General features: G+C 69.0%; 2 protein-coding genes (1 of these 2 running past the window's edge). Both read right to left on the reverse strand.

Going from position 1 to position 18,744, the window contains the following annotated elements:
* On the reverse strand, positions 1-11,829 hold the full coding sequence (locus AB0H49_RS10260; RefSeq protein WP_357249568.1) for an SDR family NAD(P)-dependent oxidoreductase: 11,829 nt from the start codon (positions 11,827-11,829) through the stop codon (positions 1-3).
* Positions 11,826-18,744, reverse strand: partial view of an SDR family NAD(P)-dependent oxidoreductase gene (locus AB0H49_RS10265; RefSeq protein ID WP_357249571.1) — the end only. It continues 14,630 nt past the right edge of the window; the window shows 6,919 of its 21,549 coding nt (coding positions 14,631-21,549); its start codon lies off the right edge, out of view; its stop codon occupies positions 11,826-11,828. Before AB0H49_RS10265 ends, AB0H49_RS10260 begins: the two co-directional genes overlap by 4 nt.

Below are 18,744 nucleotides of genomic sequence, written 5' to 3' on the forward strand. Positions count from 1 at the left end.
TCATCGCGCCGCCTCGACGGTCGATTCGGCCGCCTTCGGCGCCGGGATGTAGCCGACCTCCGCACAGTGGGCCAAATACACCTGAACCAGTTGCTCGATCGGCGGACAGTCGATGCCCGCCGCGCCGAGCACCCGCCGGGTATACGCGCAATCGGCGTAGGAGCTCTCCTCGTAGTGGATGTAGCCGAAGAGCTCGATGCCGTACTTGAACATCTCCAGGGTCTGGCTGTCGTAGACCTCGTCGGTTCCCCGGCGATAGATCTCCCGTTCGGTGACCCGGCGATGAAATTCCTCGAGCGGCACGAGATCTACGTGGTACCCCGCCTGTTGGACGTTGCGCACGACGTCGTAGTAGCGCCGGATATCCGGGTTGGTCAGGTGGTAGGTCTCCCGATAGGTCGGTCTGCGCAACGCGATGTGCACGATCGCCGCGCTGACATAGTCGACCGGGGAGATGTCCCAGTACACCGGCGTCAGCATGGTCTCGCCGCTCTCGATCATCGTCTTGAGGATGTCGTAGTAGGCGCCCTTGACGCTCACCTCCGAGAATGGGTACCGCCCGGTGACGCTGTCCCCCATGATGTTTCCCGGACGCACGATGTCCCACAGCAGGCCACGCTCGCTCGCGGCCCTGATGAGTTTCTCGGACTCGTACTTCGTCTGCTGATACGGCAGATGGTCGTAGCCCTGGCCCAATTCGAGGTCGCGCTCGGTGAACGGCGGGTTGTTGAAGTTGAGCCGGTCACCCAGTGCACTGAAGCTGGAGACGTACACGAGATACCTGCCCCGGGACTGGAGCGCGAAATCGATAGCGCGCCTGGTGCCTTCGACGTTGATCGGGGCCAGTGCGTCGTAGAAGGTGACGAGCGTGGTCCGGCCCGCGGCGTGAATGGTCAGATCGACCTCTTGCGCGATTCTGTGCCAGGTCGTCTCGTCCAGGCCGAACCGGTCCTTCGATACGTCACCGAGCAATGGCGTGACCCTGGCCGCGAAGGCGGCGTCGAGGGCGCCCTCCGGGTCGTAGGTGGCAAGGAAGTGCTTGATCCGTTTCTCGGCCCCGGCCAAGGAGGTGCCACGCACCAGGCAGGTCACCCGAACGTCGGTGTGCGCCAGCAGATCGTGCAGCACCTTGCCGCCGAGCACACCGGTGACGCCGGTGATGAAGACCGATTCCACCGCGATCGGTGCCTCCATGGTGACGACGGGGATGTCGTCCTGCACATCGACCGCGCGCGCGTCGGCCGTGCCCTGCGGCGCGCCGATCGACGGGGTCGCGGCCGCGATGATCCCTTCGGCGACGAGGTAGTCGGCGAGCGAGCTGATAGTCGGGTACAGCTCGATCGACTCCGCCGGAATCTTGACCTCGTGCAGCTTCATGAGCCGGTTCAGCATCCGCACCGTGGCCACGGAGTCGAAGCCGAAGTCGACGAAATCCGCGTCCAGCTCGAGCTCCGCCGGATCCGTCTTGGTGAGATCGGCGAAGATATCGCGGATCTGCTCCCGCAGTAAGGCGCGCAGCTCATCGTCGGATTCCGCGGGCGCGGCGGGTTCCGGCTCGGCCGCGATCGGGAAGGCGGCCACCATGGCGCCGTCGCCGTCCCCGGTTTCGGTGGTGTTCGCCTCGCCCGCCTCCGAGATACTCTGCGTGGTCGCACCATTCGGCCGGTGGCCATTACGCGGACCGGAACCGGTCAGCTCCGGGCTCTGCGCGACAACCGTCTTGGCGACGAGTTGCGAGGTCCCGGTGTCGTTTCGATCGACCTGCGAGAAGTCGCGAGCGGTGGGCTCGGTGCGGCGTCGGTAGTCCTCGGGCACGATCCAATGCCTGCGCCGCGCGAAGGCGTAGGTGGGCAGGCTGACAATGCGACCGAAGGGGCGCTCGTAAACCCGTTCCCACTCCACGGTCCACCCGCCGGCCCACAATTCGGCCGCGCGCGGCAGGTTGCCGGAGCGCAGCAGGCCGCGCACCTCGGTCCGGTCCGCCTCGGATTCACCGGGTAGCTCGTCGAGCTCGCGATGGGTGCGGGCCACGCCTCGGAACACCAGCAGCCCCGCCGCGGGCACGCGCGCGGCGGGATCGGCCGCACTCTCCAGCAGCTCGACCAGTTCCGCGGTCGAGGTGGCCACCACGGCAAGCCGATGCTCGAACGACACCCGGCCGACGGCCAGTGTCCAGGCCACATCCGCGAGCGGCAGCGGGTTCTCCCGCAGCTGCCGAGCCAATCGGCCGACCGCCTCGGTCAGGCGATCGGCGTCGCGCGCCGACAACACCACGAGCCGCGGCTGGTCATCCGCCTCCGACGGTGGGAGCTGGCCGCCGTCGGTGAGAATCACATGGGCATTGGACCCGCCCGCGCCGAACGAGCTGACAGCGGTGATTCGCGGTGTGCCGTCGTCGGGCCGCGGCCACGCGGTGGGTGTGCCGATGATCCGGAACGGGGTCGCGCCGAAGTCGATCGCCGGGTTCGACGGGTCGCTGTGCAGGTTCGGCGCCATCGTGTCGTGCCGCAGTTGCAGCAGCGCTTTCACCACGCCCGCCGCGCCCGCGGCCGCCTCCAGGTGCCCGACACTCGATTTCGCCGAGCCGATGCCGCAGTAGCCCCGCTCCGCCGTAGACCGGCGGTAGGCCCTGGTCAGCGCCGCTATCTCGATCGGATCCCCCAGTGCGGTACCGGTGCCGTGTGCCTCGACGTAGCCGATGTCGCGGGCATCCACCCCGGCCGTTGTCAGGGCACGGCCGATGAGATCGGCCTGTGCCGTCGGATTCGGCACCGTGAACCCGTTGGTGCGGCCGCCGTGGTTGACGGCGCTGCCCCGGATCACGCCGTAGACCCGGTCTCCATCGGCGCGGGCATGTCGTAAAGGCTTGAGCACCAGGGTGACCACGCCCTCGCCCGGCACGTAGCCGTCACCGCCTGCGCCGAACGAGCGGCAGCGGCCATCGGTGGAGGCCCATCGTCCGTAGCCGAGCAACAAGTACTTCCCGGGGTGAATCGACACATTCACGCCGCCCGCGAGGGCATAGGCGGATTCACCGCGGCGCAGACTCTCGCACGCGAGATGCAGGGCGGTCAGCGAGGCCGAGCAGGCCGTGTCCACCGCCAGGCTCGGGCCGCTGAAACCGAGGTGATACGAAACCCGGTTGGGGATGGCGAAATAGCCGGAGATCGGCACACCGACAAAGGCTTGGTACTCGGCGTACCCGACACCGGCGAAGACACCGGCGTCGACCAGTCCGCGCGCCCGCGCGCCCGCCCGCACCCGGTCCGGCGTGTAGCCCGCGTCTTCCAGAGCAGCCCAGGATGTTTCGAGGAACAGCCGCTGCTGCGGGTCCATCTCCTCGGCATCCTTCGGGGTGATACCGAAGAACCGGGCGTCGAACTTGTCGACGTCATCGATGAAGCCGCCCCAGCGCGCATAGGTGGCGCCGGGCTCGTCGGGGTCGTCGGAGTGGAAGGCGCGGTGGTCCCAGCGGTCCGGCGGCACCTCGATGATGCAGTCGCGGCCGGAAACCAGGTTGGCCCAGAATTCTTCGATATCCTGCGCCATCGGGAACCGGCCCGCCATACCGATGACGGCGATGTCGTCGTCCCGGTCGGGTACGGGGCGAGCGGCCGGGCTGTCGACGGCGACCGTGGGGGTGGGGTCCGCCGGTGCGGTGGCGGAGGCCGGAGCATCGGGCGTGGACGGCCGGCTGGCCTCGGTGTGCAGTGCCACCAGCCGTTCCGGGTGCTCCTCGGCGAGGTAGCCCGCGAGATCCCGGACGGTTTGGTACTCGAAGAACAGGGTGCTCGGCAGTGCGCCGAAGTCCGTCTCCAGTCGATCGTTCATCCTGCTGATCAGTACCGAATCGATCCCGTAGTCCTGCAACGGAATACGTGTGCGAATCCGGTCCGCATCCAGTCGGCAGTACGCGGCGAGCAGGCCCTTCAGATACTCCTCCGCGATCTGCCCGAGGGGAGTCTCGTCGGCGGACCGTGAACTGCCCGCTTCGGCGACGGGCGCCGACCGCGGCGCAGGTGTGGGTCGAAGTACCGGTTCGGCGACTGTCGTCGCCGCGGCGGTGATCTCGGGTGCGGCGCCCTCGGGCACCCAGCACCGTTCTCGCTCGAACTGGTATCCCGGTAGGTGTACCCGCTGTGCGAATCCCGCTGACCAGCCGGTGAATTCGACTCGCTCTCCCGCGATCCATCGCCGCGCCGTCTCGATCGGATCAGCGAGCACCGTCGCGGAATGTTCCGGCACGGCGGTGTCGTGGATCAGCCCGGTGAAAACACCTGCCGGAGTGTCGCCTTCGACGAAGTCGGCCAGCCGAGCGGCGAGGCCGTCGACAGAATCCGCGACGATCGCGAGGCGGTGCTCGAAGTGGGCTCGGCCGAAGGCGAGGGTACGCGCGATATCCGGGAGCATGACCTCCGGATGCGCGGCCACATGCCTGCGCAATGCCCGCGCCGCGCGGCTGAGGCTGCCCGCCGTGCGAGCCGAGAGCACCACCACTTGCGGTCCATGGCTTCCGGTGTACCGATGCGGTGCCCGAACCAACGAGTAGTCGTCTACGACGAGATGGGCATTGGTGCCGCTGAATCCGAAGGAGCTCACGGCGGCGCGCCGCGGCGCGTCAGGCCACGCACGCAGGTCGCTATTGACGAAGAACGGCGAATTCGCGAGATCCAGTAGCGGATTCACCGACTCGATGTGCAATGAGGGTGGAATCTGCCCGGCGCGCATGGCCAACAGCACCTTGAACAGGCTCGCCATCCCGGCCGCGTGCGAGGCGTGACCGATATTCGACTTCACCGAGCCGATCGGGATGGTGCCCACCGTGTCGGTGTAGTGGCGGAAGGCCGACGTGAGCGCCGCCACCTCGATCGGGTCGCCCAATCGTGTTCCGGTGCCATGTGTTTCGATGTAACCGATACTCGACGGATCGATGCCGTTGGTCCGATAGACGTCGAGTTCCAGCTCGGCTTGGGAGCGTGTGCTCGGCGCGGTGATGCCGTTGGTGCGACCGTCGTGGTTCACCCCGATGCCGCGGATCACCCCCCGGATCGGGTCGCCGTCTCGTTCGGCCGCGGCCAGCGGCTTCAATACCACCACGCCGACGCCTTCGGCGATCACGAACCCGTCCGCGGCCGCGTCGAAGCTCGCGCAGCGGCCGTGTGGCGACAGCATCCCCATCGACGAGGCCAGCAGGTGGTACTCGGGCGTCACGAAGACGGCAACCCCACCCGCCAGCGCGAGCTCGGATTCACCGGTGGCGAGGCTGCGGCAGGCCTGGTGCACCGCGACCAACGCCGACGAGCAGGCGGTATCCAGCCCGAGACACGGTCCGGTGAGATCGAGGTGGTAGGCCACTCTGGCGGGCAGAATGGCCGGGCTGTTCCCGGTGAACATATGGTGCGAGCCGAACCCGGCGCGGTTGCGCAGCAGCGTCGCGTAGTCGGATCCGGGCGAGCCCGCGAATACACCACACCGGCTGCGCCGCAATGATCTCGGATCGACCGCCGCGTCTTCCAGCGCCAGCCAGCTGTGTTCGAGGAACAACCGCTGCTGCGGGTCCATATAGTCGGCCTCGGCGGGCACCATATCGAAGAACGTCGGATCGAAGCGGTCGATATCGTCGAGGAATCCGCCCCATTTCGAGTAGGTCCTGCCGGGCGTCACCGGTCCCGGCCGGAAATGGTCGGCGACCGGCCACCGCGACGGCGGCACCTCGGTCACCGCGTCCCGTCCTTCGGCGAGGTTTCGCCAGAATTCTTCGAGATTCGCGGCGCCGGGGAACCGGCCCGACATTCCGATGACAGCGATATCCATCGACTGCGACGCCGTCCTTTCAGAAGGGATCGACGATGCGATCGCGAGGCGGACGGATGCTGCCGTGTCGGCCGGTGTGGCGGTGCCGGGCGCCGAGGTGGCTGCTGATGGCGCGTCCGTGGGTGCCGCGGCGGCGATCGCGCCCTCGTCGGCGATCCGGCGGCTCAGTTGCCGCACCGACGGGTGATCGTAGACCACCGTCGGCCGCAGTGACGACCCGTAGCGGGCATTGACCCGGTCGATGATCTTGACCGCGAGAATCGAGTCGAAGCCGTATTCGGACAGCGGCAGCTCCGGGTGCACTTCGGCGCCCGATACCCCCAGCCCCTCCGCGACCATGCCGGTGACCTCGGCCTCGAGGCGCGAAATATCCACCGCGTCCACGTGATCGGGCGATGCGGACGGGGTCGCGATGCCAACCGCATCCTGCTGCGGCAGGTCGGCCACGAGCGCGGGCACGGAGTCGCTCACTCCCGCCAGCAGGCGGAAGCTCGGCTCCGTGTCGGCGGACAGTCCGGGACCCCAAGCCCGCACGCCGGTGTAGCCCGCGTTGGCCAGTGCGACGCGCCACTGGTCCTCGGAAAGCAACGGCGAGTGCGCGATTCGCAGTTCGGGATCCCGATACCCGTGCCAGCCGTCGAGCAGTCCGAAGGTCAGCGCGAGCACCTCGAGATCGGTGGTCGCCTCGATGAACGCCAGCACACCCGACGGCGCGAGCAGACGGCGGACATGACGCAGTGCGGGTCCGATCGCCCGCACCGCGTGTAAGACGTTGGCGCACACCACGAGGTCGGCGCTCTCGACCGGGAACCCCTGCGTCACCGGATCGGCCTCGATATCCAGCACCCCGAAACGCATTCCGGCTCGGTCGGCGAAGGTGCGCCTGCCGTGCGCGACGAAGCTCTGCGACACATCGGTGTAGTGGTATTCGAACGCCGCACCGGAGGCGACGAGTGCGGATACCACGGCGTGCGTCGAGCCGCCGGTGCCCGCGCCGACCTCCACCACCCGCAGCGGCGCGGCATTGCCGGTCCGCTCCTGCGCGAGGGCCGCCACCAGATCGGCGAGCAGGCCGTTGGTGAAGTCATAGGCCGCGTTTCCCCGGTAGATCGCACCGACCAAATCGAGTTCGCCGCGCGGGAACAGCACCTCGGTCGCCGCCAGCTCGCCGCGCAGCACCCGTGGGTAGGCGGCCAGGCAGGCGTCGACCAGCGTCACATACGGTTCGGTCTGGGGGAATCGGGCGAGCAGGTCCGCGCGCATCCACGTCGTTCCCGGTGGTGGCCCGGTAACCACGATGGCCTCGCCCTCGCCCCGCACCAATCCGTGCCGGAGCAGGATGTCGAGGCAGCTGGTGAGCAGTCGCCGGAAGCGTGGCAGCGCACCGATTCGACCGCGCACCGATTCGACCGACCACTCCCCCGCCGTAAGCCCGAGGTCGGTCAGTACGCCGAACAGTCGCATCGCCGCGTAGCGCCCCAGCTCCGTTTGTCCGGGCTCGACGATCCCGCCCTGGCGCGGGGTGGACTCGAATCGTGCCACCGCCGCGTCGAATCCCGACTTCGGTGGCGCGATGATCCAGTAATCCCGTTGCTCGAATGGGTAGCCGGGCAGCGGTATCCGTCGGGCTGGTTCGGTCCAGTCGATCGCGGCTCCCGCGACCCACTGTCGTGCCACCTGTTCGGGGGACGTCGCCGACCCGAGTTCCGCCGACCGCGTGGAAGCGCCCGGCGCTCCGGTCACCACGGGACTCGCCTGGTCGCCGAGGTATTGCCCGAGCGCGGTTGCCACCGCATGGGCACTGGTGGCGACGACCGCGAGCCGATACCCGAGCGCGGGCCTGCCGACCTGCAGCGTGCGCACCGCATCGGCGAAATCGGCGGGATCCAGCGCGCGGAAATGCCGCGCCATCGTCTCGGCATAGCGCCGGAGCTGACCGGCCGACCGCGCCGAAAGAACGAAGACCTCCGGTTCGTCCGTCGCCGCGGGCCGCGCCCGCTGGTCGATGAACTCCGCGAGCACCACATGCGCATTCGCACCGCCCGCGCCGAATGCGCTGATCCCCGCACGACGCGGCGCCGCGATGCCGTCGACGGTGGCGCGCGGCCAGTCTTCGAGCTGCTGCGGCAGATGGAACGGCACCGTGTCGAACGCGACCGCGGGATTGAGCTGTGCCGCATGCAAGGTCGGCGCGATGCGGCCGTGCCGGAATTGCAGCAGCACCCTGGTGAGGCCCGCGATACCCGCGGCCGCCTCCAGATGTCCGATATTCGATTTGGTCGAGCCGAGCGCACGCTGCCGCCCATCGCCGCCTGCGTCCCCGAATACCGTTGCCAAGCCAGCGATTTCGATCGGATCGCCGAGGGCGGTGCCGGTGCCGTGCGCCTCGAGGTAGCCGATCGTCCCGGGTTCGACTCGGGCCGCGCGTAGCGCCTCGGTGATCACCTCGGCCTGCGCCCCGGGATGAGGCACGCTGTACCCGGCGGTCTGCCCCCCGTGATTCACCGCGCTGCCCAGCACCAAGCCGTGGATGGTGTCGCCGTCGGCGAGGGCGGTGCGCAGCGGTTTGAGATAGACCGCGCCAACCCCTTCGCCGGGCACGTAACCGTCGGCCCCCGCGCCGAACGGCCTGCACCTGCCGGTGTCCGACACCATTCCCAAACTGCTCAGCAGCAGAAACTTGTCCTGGTGCAGCAGCAGATTCACACCGCCGACGATCGCCGCGTCGCACTCGCCATCCAGCAGACTGCGCCGGGCCAGATGCAGCGCGGTGAGGGACGCCGAACACGCCGTGTCCACGGTGAGGCTCGGCCCGCGCAGGCCGAGAGAGTACGACGTCCGGTTGGCAATAGACGACGGAATCGATGCCACTGCGACCGGATCGCCGTGACGCGTGGCCTCCACGCCGAGCAGCCGGTAGTCGCTCCAGGTCGCGCCGACGAACACGCCGACCCGCCGATCCCGGACGGCAGGATCCTCGTGGTGGTAGCCCGCGTGTTCGAGCGCCGCGTACGCCTGCTGGAGGAACAGCCGCTCCTGCGGATCCATGAGCGGGGCGTGTGCGGGCGGAATTCGAAAGAACTGCGGATCGAAACCGGCCACATCCCGCAGGAATCCACCCGTCATCGGCGGGTCGCCCGCCGAGTGCTCGGCGGCGGTGAGCCACCACCGTTGCGCCGGAACGGGTCCGACCGCGTCGTGTCCGTCGCGCAGGTTGCGCCAGAACTCGTCGAGGGTGTCGGCATCCGGGTAGCGGCCGCTGAAACCGACGATGGCGAGGGTGGTTTCGTCCTCTGCTCGGCTACGCTGCGGTATGGGCTCGGCGGGTGTGCCGGAATCCCCCGAGGATATCTCGGTCGGTCTCGCCGCGGGGGTTGTCTGATCCGTACGCAGTCGTGCACGCACGGTGTCCGCGTCGCCCCAGACACAGGCCACTTGGGCGCGATCGGCCGACGCGGACGACATCAGCAGATCGAGTCCGATGTCGGTGGGCAGCAAGCCGATTCCGGCCCGGCGCAGCGCCTCGATCTGCTCGGTGGGCGGGCGCATACCGCCCTCGGCCCACAGCGGCCAATTGATGCTGATCACCCGGGGTGATCCCGCGGTGCGATCGTGCAGTTCGGCGAAGGCATCGAGATACCGGTTCGCCGCCGCGTAATCCGCTTGGCCCGGATTGCCCAGGACTGCGGAGACCGACGAGAACAGCATCAGCAGGCGAGCCTCCGGGACAGCCCTGATCAGCCACTCGGCACCGCAGAGTTTCGGCGCGAGAACGGATCTCGCCGCGGCACCGGGGGTGCTGGCGACCAAACCGTCGCGCAACTCTCCGGCGCCGTGGTACACCGCGTCGATACGTCCGAAGGTAGCGCGTGCGATCGCAACGGCGCGCTCGACGTCGGCGGCGTCGGAGATGTCGGCCCGTACGTGAACGGCTTCGCCGCCGAGGCCGGTGATCTCGGCGAGCAGCCTTGCCCCCGACTCGTCGAGCGGACCGCGCGATACCAATACCAGCCTGGCTCGGTACTCGCGGGCGAGCCTGCGGGCGAGCTGTTTGCCGATGCCACCGAAGCCGCCGGTCACCATCGCCACCAGGCGTTGTTCGAGCTGTGGGGCGGTCGTTCCCGTCGCGGCGACGGAGATTTCGCGTGGCGTCCGGACCTCGCGGCGGCCCGCGCGGTAGCGGATCTCGGTCGCCGGGTCGTGATCTATGGCGAGCTCGGTAGCGATCACGGCGTCGAAATCGGCTGCCGTATCACACAGTACGGCCCGGACAATCGGCCGGGGCAGCTCGAGCCGGACGGTGCGCGCGAATCCACCGATCAGTGCGCTGCTGAGCGTTCCCGGGGTGGACGCTGCCGAAAGGGCCAATACACGGTGCGCAGGTGCGTCCGGCGCATCCGCCATGGCCCGCACCAGCTCGCGCAGCGGGAGGTACACCTGCTCCGTGATCCGGTGCGGGTCGATCTCGGCTCCGGCGAGGCGTTCGCTCCACAGGTACACCGCCGCGTCGAAGGAGAGGCGTCGGGTGGACAGCTCGGTGAGCAGTGACCGCAGGTGCTGTGGGTCGGCGGGATCGACAACGAATTCGGAGGTACCGGAGACGAATTCATCACCGGGCCGGACCCGGATGACCGTTGCCCGTCCCCGGTGCCGATACGGCTGGTCCGCGGTGTCGAAGACGAGCAGGCTGCCGGGTTCCCGCCGCGGATGTGGCGAATCCGCAGGCTGCCAGTCGAATCCGAAGGTGATCAGGCTGTCGCGATGCGGTTCGGTCGGTTGCACTGCCACCGGCTCCGTGGTGGCCGCACGGTATCGCGAGCCGACGGTGTCGGCCAGATGCCCCGCGAGCGCATCGATGGTCTGGTACTCGAACAGCAGAGTCGGGTAGAGCGGTTCACCGACCCGCGCCTCCAACTCCGAGGTCAACCGCAGTAGTCGGCTCGAATCGAGTCCGAGTTCATAGAAACCCACGTCGGTCGCGATGCCGGTGGAGTCGACGGCCATCTCGGCGGCGACGAGCGCCGCCAGGTCCGCGGTGATCACCGCGAGCGGATCCCGCGTATCCGCCCGATGGCTCGGCGCGGATTCGGTGTGGGCCGGTGCCGGTCCGATCGGACCGGTCGAAGCCGCGACCGGTGACATCGTCGCCGTCGGCTGTGCCGCGTCGGACTCGGTCAGCAACCGATGGATATCCGCGCTGCCTCGAACGCGTTTGGAGGTCAGCCGGTATTCCGCGATCGCGCGGCCGGCCTCGTCGTACAGCTGCACATCCGCCCGCAACAGATCCTGCGCGTGGCCGCGGACCGCGGCACGCACGAACACCCGCTCCGGCGTCGGGCGCCACGCCCTTACCTCGCTGAAGTGGATCGGAATGAACGCGCTGTCGTCATCGATGCCCAGTCGACGCGGATCGACGAAGGGCACGATCGTCGACGCGTCCAAGAACGTCGGATGCAGCAGGAATCCGGGCAGGGACGCCGCCCCTTCCGCACCGAGCGTCAACTCCGCGGTCACCACCTCCTCATGGCGACCGAAAACGCCTGCGGCGCACATGAAATCGCGATGCTCGATGCCACGACTACCGCTCTGCCGATACATCTCGTCCAGGCCACGGGCCGCGACCAGCGCGGCCCGGAGCGCACCCGGCTCCGCGGGTTCCGGATCGGAGAATGAATCAGGCTGCGCGACAACGCATTCGGCGACCAACTCGATCGGACCGGTCGGCACGCCCGAGTCGAGCCGCTGCACATCGATGCGAACGCGACCGCTGCTCGCCTCCACCCGGAACGCGACGCGGACCGCGCCGCCGGTGTCCAACGCGACCGGCCGATGGAAGAACGCCTCCCGGATCACCAGGTCCGCCGGTGCGTGGCCGGCCGCCATCGCGGCACGCATAATCATGTCGAGATACACCACGCCGGGCAGGATCCGCACGCCGTGCACCCGATGGTCGCGCACCACGGGATCGTCCGCGAGGACGGTGGTGGCAAAACTGTTCAGCTCGATCCCACTCATACCAGCGGCTCCACACGCAGAAAGGACGTGGTCGGCGCGGGCGTGGTGGGCGCCGAAGGAAGCACGATCCGGGACCCGGGATCGGTCGATCTGCTCGGAACCGTTTTCGGCAGCATGAAGCTCCTCTTGCGGAAGACGGGAGGCGACAACGGGTTACGCACCGGACGGTGCGCCGCAGGGGCCTCTTCGACGATCAGGTGTGCGTTGGTGCCGCCGAACCCGAACGAGCTGACGCCCGCGGCACGGGGCCTGCCGTCGGCGCTGCGCCACGGGCGCAGCTCGCGGTTGATGTACAGCGGTGACCCGGTGAACGCGAAACGCGGGTTGAGGTTCTCGCAATGCAGCGAAGGCGGCAGCGCGCCATGGTGCACCGCGAGAATCGTTTTCACCGCACCGGCGATCCCGGCGGCCGAAAGCAGGTGGCCGATATTGGTTTTCACACTGCCGACCGCGCACGGCTCCGGACCGCGGGAACGGTCGCCGAGCACGGTCGCCAAGGCCTTCAGTTCGATCGGATCACCGATCATGGTGCCGGTGCCATGTGCTTCGACGTAGCTCAGTGCGTCGGGCGACATGCCCGCCGCGTCGAGGGCGGCGGTGATGACCTCGATCTGCGCGTGCATATTGGGGGTGGTGATGCCCATCGTGTGCCCGTCGTTGCCGATCGCCGAGCCGCGCAGCACCGCGTAGATCCGGTCCCCGTCGCGGACCGCGTCGTCGAGTCGCTTGAGCAGCAGCAGTGCCGCGCCCTCGCCCGGCACGAAACCGTCGGCGTGCTCGGAGAAGGTGGCGCAACGACCGTTCGGGGACAGCACGCCTGCCGCGGCCAGCGTCAAGAACGGCGTCTCGTCCAACAGCACCTCGACACCACCCGCCAGTGCCGCGTCGAGTTCGCCCGCGCGCAGCGCCTGACAGGCCAGGTGCACCGATACCAGCGACGACGAGCAGGCGCTGTCCAGTATGAGATTGCCCGCGTGCCAATCGAAGTAGTCGGAGATGCGGGCGGCGATGAAGTTCTGCCCGATGCCGACGATAGTGTGCCGGTCGGCGACCGGGATGCGGTTGAAGTAGTTGGCCGTGCGGCTGCCCGCGTACACCCCGATCCGGCGGCCCGCGAGTTCGTCGCGGCGATATCCGGCATCCGCGGTCGCCAGGACGGACGCTTCCAATAGCAACCGCTGCAGGGGATCCATTTGCCAGGCGAGCTCGTCACTGATCCCGAAGAACTCGGGGTCGAACAGATCGACGCCGTCGACGAAGCCGCCCCACTTGCTATTGGTCAGTCCCTGACCACCGGTCGGGCGGTAGTACCTCGCCGGATCCCAGCGCGCCGGATCGACCTCGCGGATGCCGGATTCGCCGGTGGCGAGCATGCGCCAGAACGCGTTCGGGTCGTCCCCGCCCGGCAAGCGGCAGCCGATGCCGACGACGGCGATCGGTGCCACCGATCCACCGCGCCCCTGGTCCGATGCCGGAAGCCCGCCGGTGCGGTGCGCGCCGTCGCCATTGGTCGCGGCATGGCCGACTGTGCGCGCTGGACCTCGAGCAGCCTGGGGTGCGGTCGGATTCGAATGCGATGTCGCGGCGAACAGTTCCGGATGCTGTTCGGTCAGCAAGTCGGCCAGTGCGTCCAGTGTCGGGTACTCCAGCACCAGTGCGGGGTCGAAGGGCTGTCCGGTCACCTTTTCGATGCGGCGTACCGCGGAGGCGATGAGCACGGAGTCCGCGCCGTACTCCTCGAAGCGCTTGTGCCCCTCGAAGCGGGCGGGAGCCAGCTTCAGCTCGTCGGAGAAGATTTCCAGCAAGTCTTGATATGCCCGGCCCCGCCCGCCGCGTGGAGCGGCGTCGACGGCAGGCGGGGCCGCGGCCGATGTCGACGGCACGGCGGGCTTCGACGGGCGGAGCGAGAGTTGCAGTGGTGCACCGTGATAGGGCAACACGACCGGTGTATCGGCCACGCCGAGGATGCCGTCGAGGAGATCGAAACCCGCCGCGGCCGTCATCGTCGGCAGCCCGGTCGACCGGTACGCCGACGTCGTCACCTCACCGAACCCGGTGCCGCGGAAGGACGGCCACTGGATCGAACGGAACCATGTCCTTCCCTTGGCGTGCTGGGCCTCGGCGAACCGGTCCAGGTGTGCGTTGGCCATGGCATAGTCCGACAACCCGACCGCGAGGCCGGGCAGGACGGCCGAGACCGAGGAGAACAGCACGAAGAAGTCCGGCCGATCCACGGCGAGCGCCTCCGCCAGCACCTCCGTTCCGGAGATCTTCGGCGCCAGTACGTCCGCGACCGCAGGCGCGGTCTTGCGGACGAACGCGGGACTCTCCGCGGAAACGCTTCCCGCGCAATGCAATACCCCGCCGATCGGGCCCAGCTCGCGCCGGACCTCCGCGAAGAATCGGGCCAGTGCCGCCTCGTCGGTGAGGCTGCCGAAATAGGTGCGTATCGCGACGCCTCGGTCACGCAGCGCGGCCAGCCGCCGCACTTTTTCCGCCTGCGGGCCGTCGGTGCCGGCCAGCCGAGACCATTCGGATTCGGGCGGCAGCGGCTCCCGTCCGAGGACGACCAGCCGCCGGGCGCCGCGTTCTACGAGCATGGCCGCGAACTCCGCGCCCAAGCCGCGGGTTCCGCCGGTCACGACATAGGTGCGTGCGGGATCCACGACGAGTCCGGGGCGCGGCGTCACCGATTCGAGCCCGATGGTCTCGCGCCGCCCCGCCAGGTACCGCACGCGCGGAGCACCATCACCGACCGACGCGCATTCCGCACCCAGGATCTCGATCAGCGACTTCGGATCCGCGCAGACAGTGGCACGGTGGTCCACCAGATGCACAGTTCGGGTGTGCACGTCACCGATCTCGTCGGCGAGGGCCGCGACCAATCCGGCGAGCGGCGTGCACTCCGGACCGTCGATGCCCGGGTGCCCCGCTGCCATGTGCAGCAGGATCAGGGCGCCCGCTCGGGCGTCGATCACTGCCTGGTACAGGCCCATTCGGCCGAGATCCGTCGTCGGCCGGTGTCCCGAAGGCAGCGGGACGAGGTCGCAGAGATCGATCACGCTGTCGGTGTCCGGGTATCGCGCCACCAGTGCACGGCCGAGCTGGGCGCCCGCGGCGAAGTCGGCGCGGGCGAGGCCATCGCCATGTGGGGCATCGGTGACCCGGATCAGACGCTGCGGATCGCCGAACGTCGCCATGAGCGTCTCGACCAGGGATGCGGGTGTCTCGGCGTCGTACAGGACCAATGGCCGACGGTCGCGTACATCACCGCGGTCGGGTTCCGCGGGCTGCCACACGGGCGCCAGTGCGCGCTGCTGCTCGCGAGGGGTGCCCGTTTCCAGGACCGCGGCCGAGCCCTCGTCTGCGGCCGCTACGTCGGGGATCCAGTAGCGTTCGCGGGCGAACGGGTAGGTCGGCAGGGGGATGCGGCGATGGGGTCCGTTCTCGCGCACGGTCTCCCAATCGATCTCGCGGCCGTCGAGCCAGCCCGCGACGCGGTCGTCCGCGGCCGCACGCGCCGTACCGCGTGCGCCGGGCGCGTCCTCGACCCAGGCGCGGACCGCCGCGCGGAGCTCGTCGAGATCGCGGGCTGTGAACGCGGTCCGTGCGGTGCCCGTCAGCCTGCCGACCTGCATGGTGTACGCCAGGTCGGCCAGGTTCGGTTGCCGGGTGGAGAGGAAACGGTCCAGTGCGGCAACGTATTCGGTGAGGCGCTCGGTGTCCCTGGCCGACACGGGCACGACTTGATCGCCGTACCACCGGGTGGCGGGCCGCTGATCCACATACTCCTCGAGCACGACATTCGCATTGGATCCCCCGGCGCCGAATGAGCTGATCGTCGCTCGTCGCGGCTGCCCGGGACCACCGGACGGCCACGGCAGCGGTCGATCGGGAATCCGGAACGAAGTGCTAGCGAAGTCGATGTTCGGGTTGGGTGGGGTCGCGTGCAGTGAAGGCACGATGGTCTCGTGGCGCAGCTGGAGCAGCACCTTGGTCAATGCCGCCACGCCTGCCGCGGCTTCCAGATGCCCGACGTTGGACTTCACCGAACCGATGGGCAGCTCGGTCCGCCCGGTGCCACCGAATACCTTTGTCAGACCCGCGATTTCGATCGGGTCGCCGAGGGCGGTCCCGGTGCCGTGCGCCTCGATGTAGGACACGGACTCCGGATCGACGCCGCCGTTGCGCAATGCCGAACGGATCACCGCCGCCTGCACCGTCGGATTGGGCACCGTGAAGCCGTTCACCCGGCCGCCATGGTTCACCGCGGTGCCCTTGATGACCGCGTGGATGGTGTCGCCGTCGGCCTCGGCGTCGGCCAGCGGCCGCAGCACCACCGCGCCGACACCCTCACCGGCCACATACCCGTCGCCGCCCGCCCCGAAGGAACGGCAGCGCCCGTCGGTCGAGGCGAACTGCCCCTGGCTCAACGCCACGAACTTGTACGGGTGCAGCGACAGGTTCACCCCGCCGACCACGGCCAACCGGCACTCCCCGGTCCGAAGACTCTGGCAGGCCAGGTGCAGCGCGGTCAGCGACGACGAACAGGCGGTGTCCACCGCCATGCTCGGCCCCTGGAAATCGAGCGCGTGTGACACCCGGTTGGCGACGCTCCAGAAGGTCGACGCGGGCAAGGTCCCGCGTCCCAGCCGCGATTCCTCCGCGCCGAACATCTGGTACGTGCCCCACATGATGCCGACGAACACCCCGGCCTCCTCGGGACGCAACCCGCCCCGCGCCAGATCCGCCCTCGAATGCCCCGCGTCTTCCAAAGCGGCCCAGGCAGTTTGCAGGAACAGCCGCTCCTGCGGATCCATCACCTCCGCCTCGCGCGGCGAGATCGCGAAGAAGAGCGGATCGAAACAATCGACATCGTCGAGGAACCCGCCCCACTTGGTGTAGGAGGTATGCGGGTTGTGCCGGTCGGGGACGAAGTACCGCGAATGATCCCACCGCTGCCGCGGAATCTCGGTAATGCAGTCGCGTCCCTCGAGCAGCACCCGCCAGTACTCGTCCAACCCGTCCGCCCCCGGATACCGGCCGCTCACACCCACGATGGCGATGTCCCCGACGCCATCGCTCGGGTGCTCCCGCCGGGACGGCGCGGAGAACGAGAGACCGCCTACCCGAACCGTTTCCGAATCCACGTCACTCCTCGCGGCCGCATACGCACCGTTCTCGTCGTGTGCGAGACCCGCCGCCCGATCTTCCCCATGCCGGACACCGTTCGATGCGGGCGCGCCGGGGCCGAAAGTCTCCGCGGGAACGTCGCGCTGTGGTGGTCGCGAAATCGCATCCCGGGCCTGCCCTGCCTGCGAACTCGCCGTGGACGAGTCGCGGTGCCGCGAATCCGGCTGTCGGCCCGCGGGGCCCAATTGCACGAGCAAATCGATGACCGCGCGCGGGGTCGGGTATTCGAAAGCCAGTGTGGCGGGCAGGCGATGCCCGACGGAGCGGGACAGCTCGTCCCGGATCTCGATGGCCGCGACGGAATCCAGGCCGAGTTCGTGCAGTGGACGATCGAGGTCGGCATCGGGGGCAAGGCCGACACAGCGCCGGACCAGTGCCGCCATCTCGGTATCGACATCGGTTCGATCCTGGGTGGGCGGGCGCTGCACCGCGACGGAAGACGGGCCGGGCGGCAGTGTGTCGCCACCGGCGAGACCCGCCAGCACGTCGGGGGGCTCGACGCCGGACCGGTGCAGGGTGGACAGGTCGAGCGGCAGCGCCGTGAGCGCACCGCTGGCCGAATCTATGGTGTGCGAAAGGATTTCGAGCGCACGTCGATCGGAAAGCAGCTGGTAGCCACGGCGGGACAGGCGTCGCACATCGCCATCGCCGAGCCGGTCGACCATGCCGGTTCCGGCCCAAGGGCCCCAGGCGATCGACAGCGCGGGTAGGCCTGCGGCGCGGCGCAGCTCGGCCAACCCGTCCAGGAACGCGTTGGCCGCACTGTAACTCGATTGGCCGGGCAGGCCGACCACCGCCGACGCCGAGGAGAACAGCAGGAAGAACCGCAGTGGGCGCGGTGCGGTCAGCTCGTGCAGATGCCAGGCGCCGTGCAGTTTCGGCGCGAACACCCGGCCCAGTCGCGTCGCGGTCTGCTCGGCGATCACCCCGTCATCGAGCACACCCGCCAGGTGAACCACGCCGGCCAGCGGTGGGAGTTCACGGTCGATCCAGTCCAGTGTGGCCGCGACCGCGGCACGGTCGGCCACGTCGAGGGCGCGGACTTCGACACGCGCGCCACGTGCCCTGAGCTCGGTGATCAGCTGGATCGCCGTGGCGTCCGGTGCGCCCCGACCGGCCAGGACCAGGCTGCGCGTGCCGCGGTCGACCAGCCAGCGGGCCAAGGCCCGGCCGATTCCGCCCAGTCCCCCGGTGATCAGCACCGTCTGCGCGGTGGCCGCGTCGAGGAAATCGTCCCGTCCCGGTCGGTGTCGCTGTGCCGGAACAAGCCGCGGCAGCAGCCGCCTTCCGCCACGCAGCGCGAGTTGCCGGTGCGGTGCGGTCGCGAGTATTTCGGCGACGACGGCGTCCGCGTCTGCTGCCGATTGTTCGTCGAGATCGATGATCCGGCAGCCGATTTCATGCTGCTCTAGTTGCGCGCTCCGGGCAAAGCCCCAGACTGCGGCTTGGTCCGGCGCGACCCGATCGGACGTGTCCACTCGCTGCCCGTTGCGGGTGAGGAACCACACCGCGGCTTCGCCGGTGCGGGCCGCGGCCTGCACGAGGTGCAGTGCGCCGACGACCGCCTGCTGAGCCCGATCCGGCGTCGCGGCATCGGTCTCGACCACCGGTGTCGTGTAGACGATGCCGCGCAGCGGCGTCCGCCCGTCCCCTGCCGCACCGAGCAAGGCCCGCACCGCCGCCGGTACCCCGAGGTCCACGTCGAACTCGTCGTCCGCGCGG

Origin of the sequence: Nocardia sp. NPDC050713, from assembly GCF_040654315.1 — a bacterium.
Taxonomy (GTDB): domain Bacteria; phylum Actinomycetota; class Actinomycetes; order Mycobacteriales; family Mycobacteriaceae; genus Nocardia.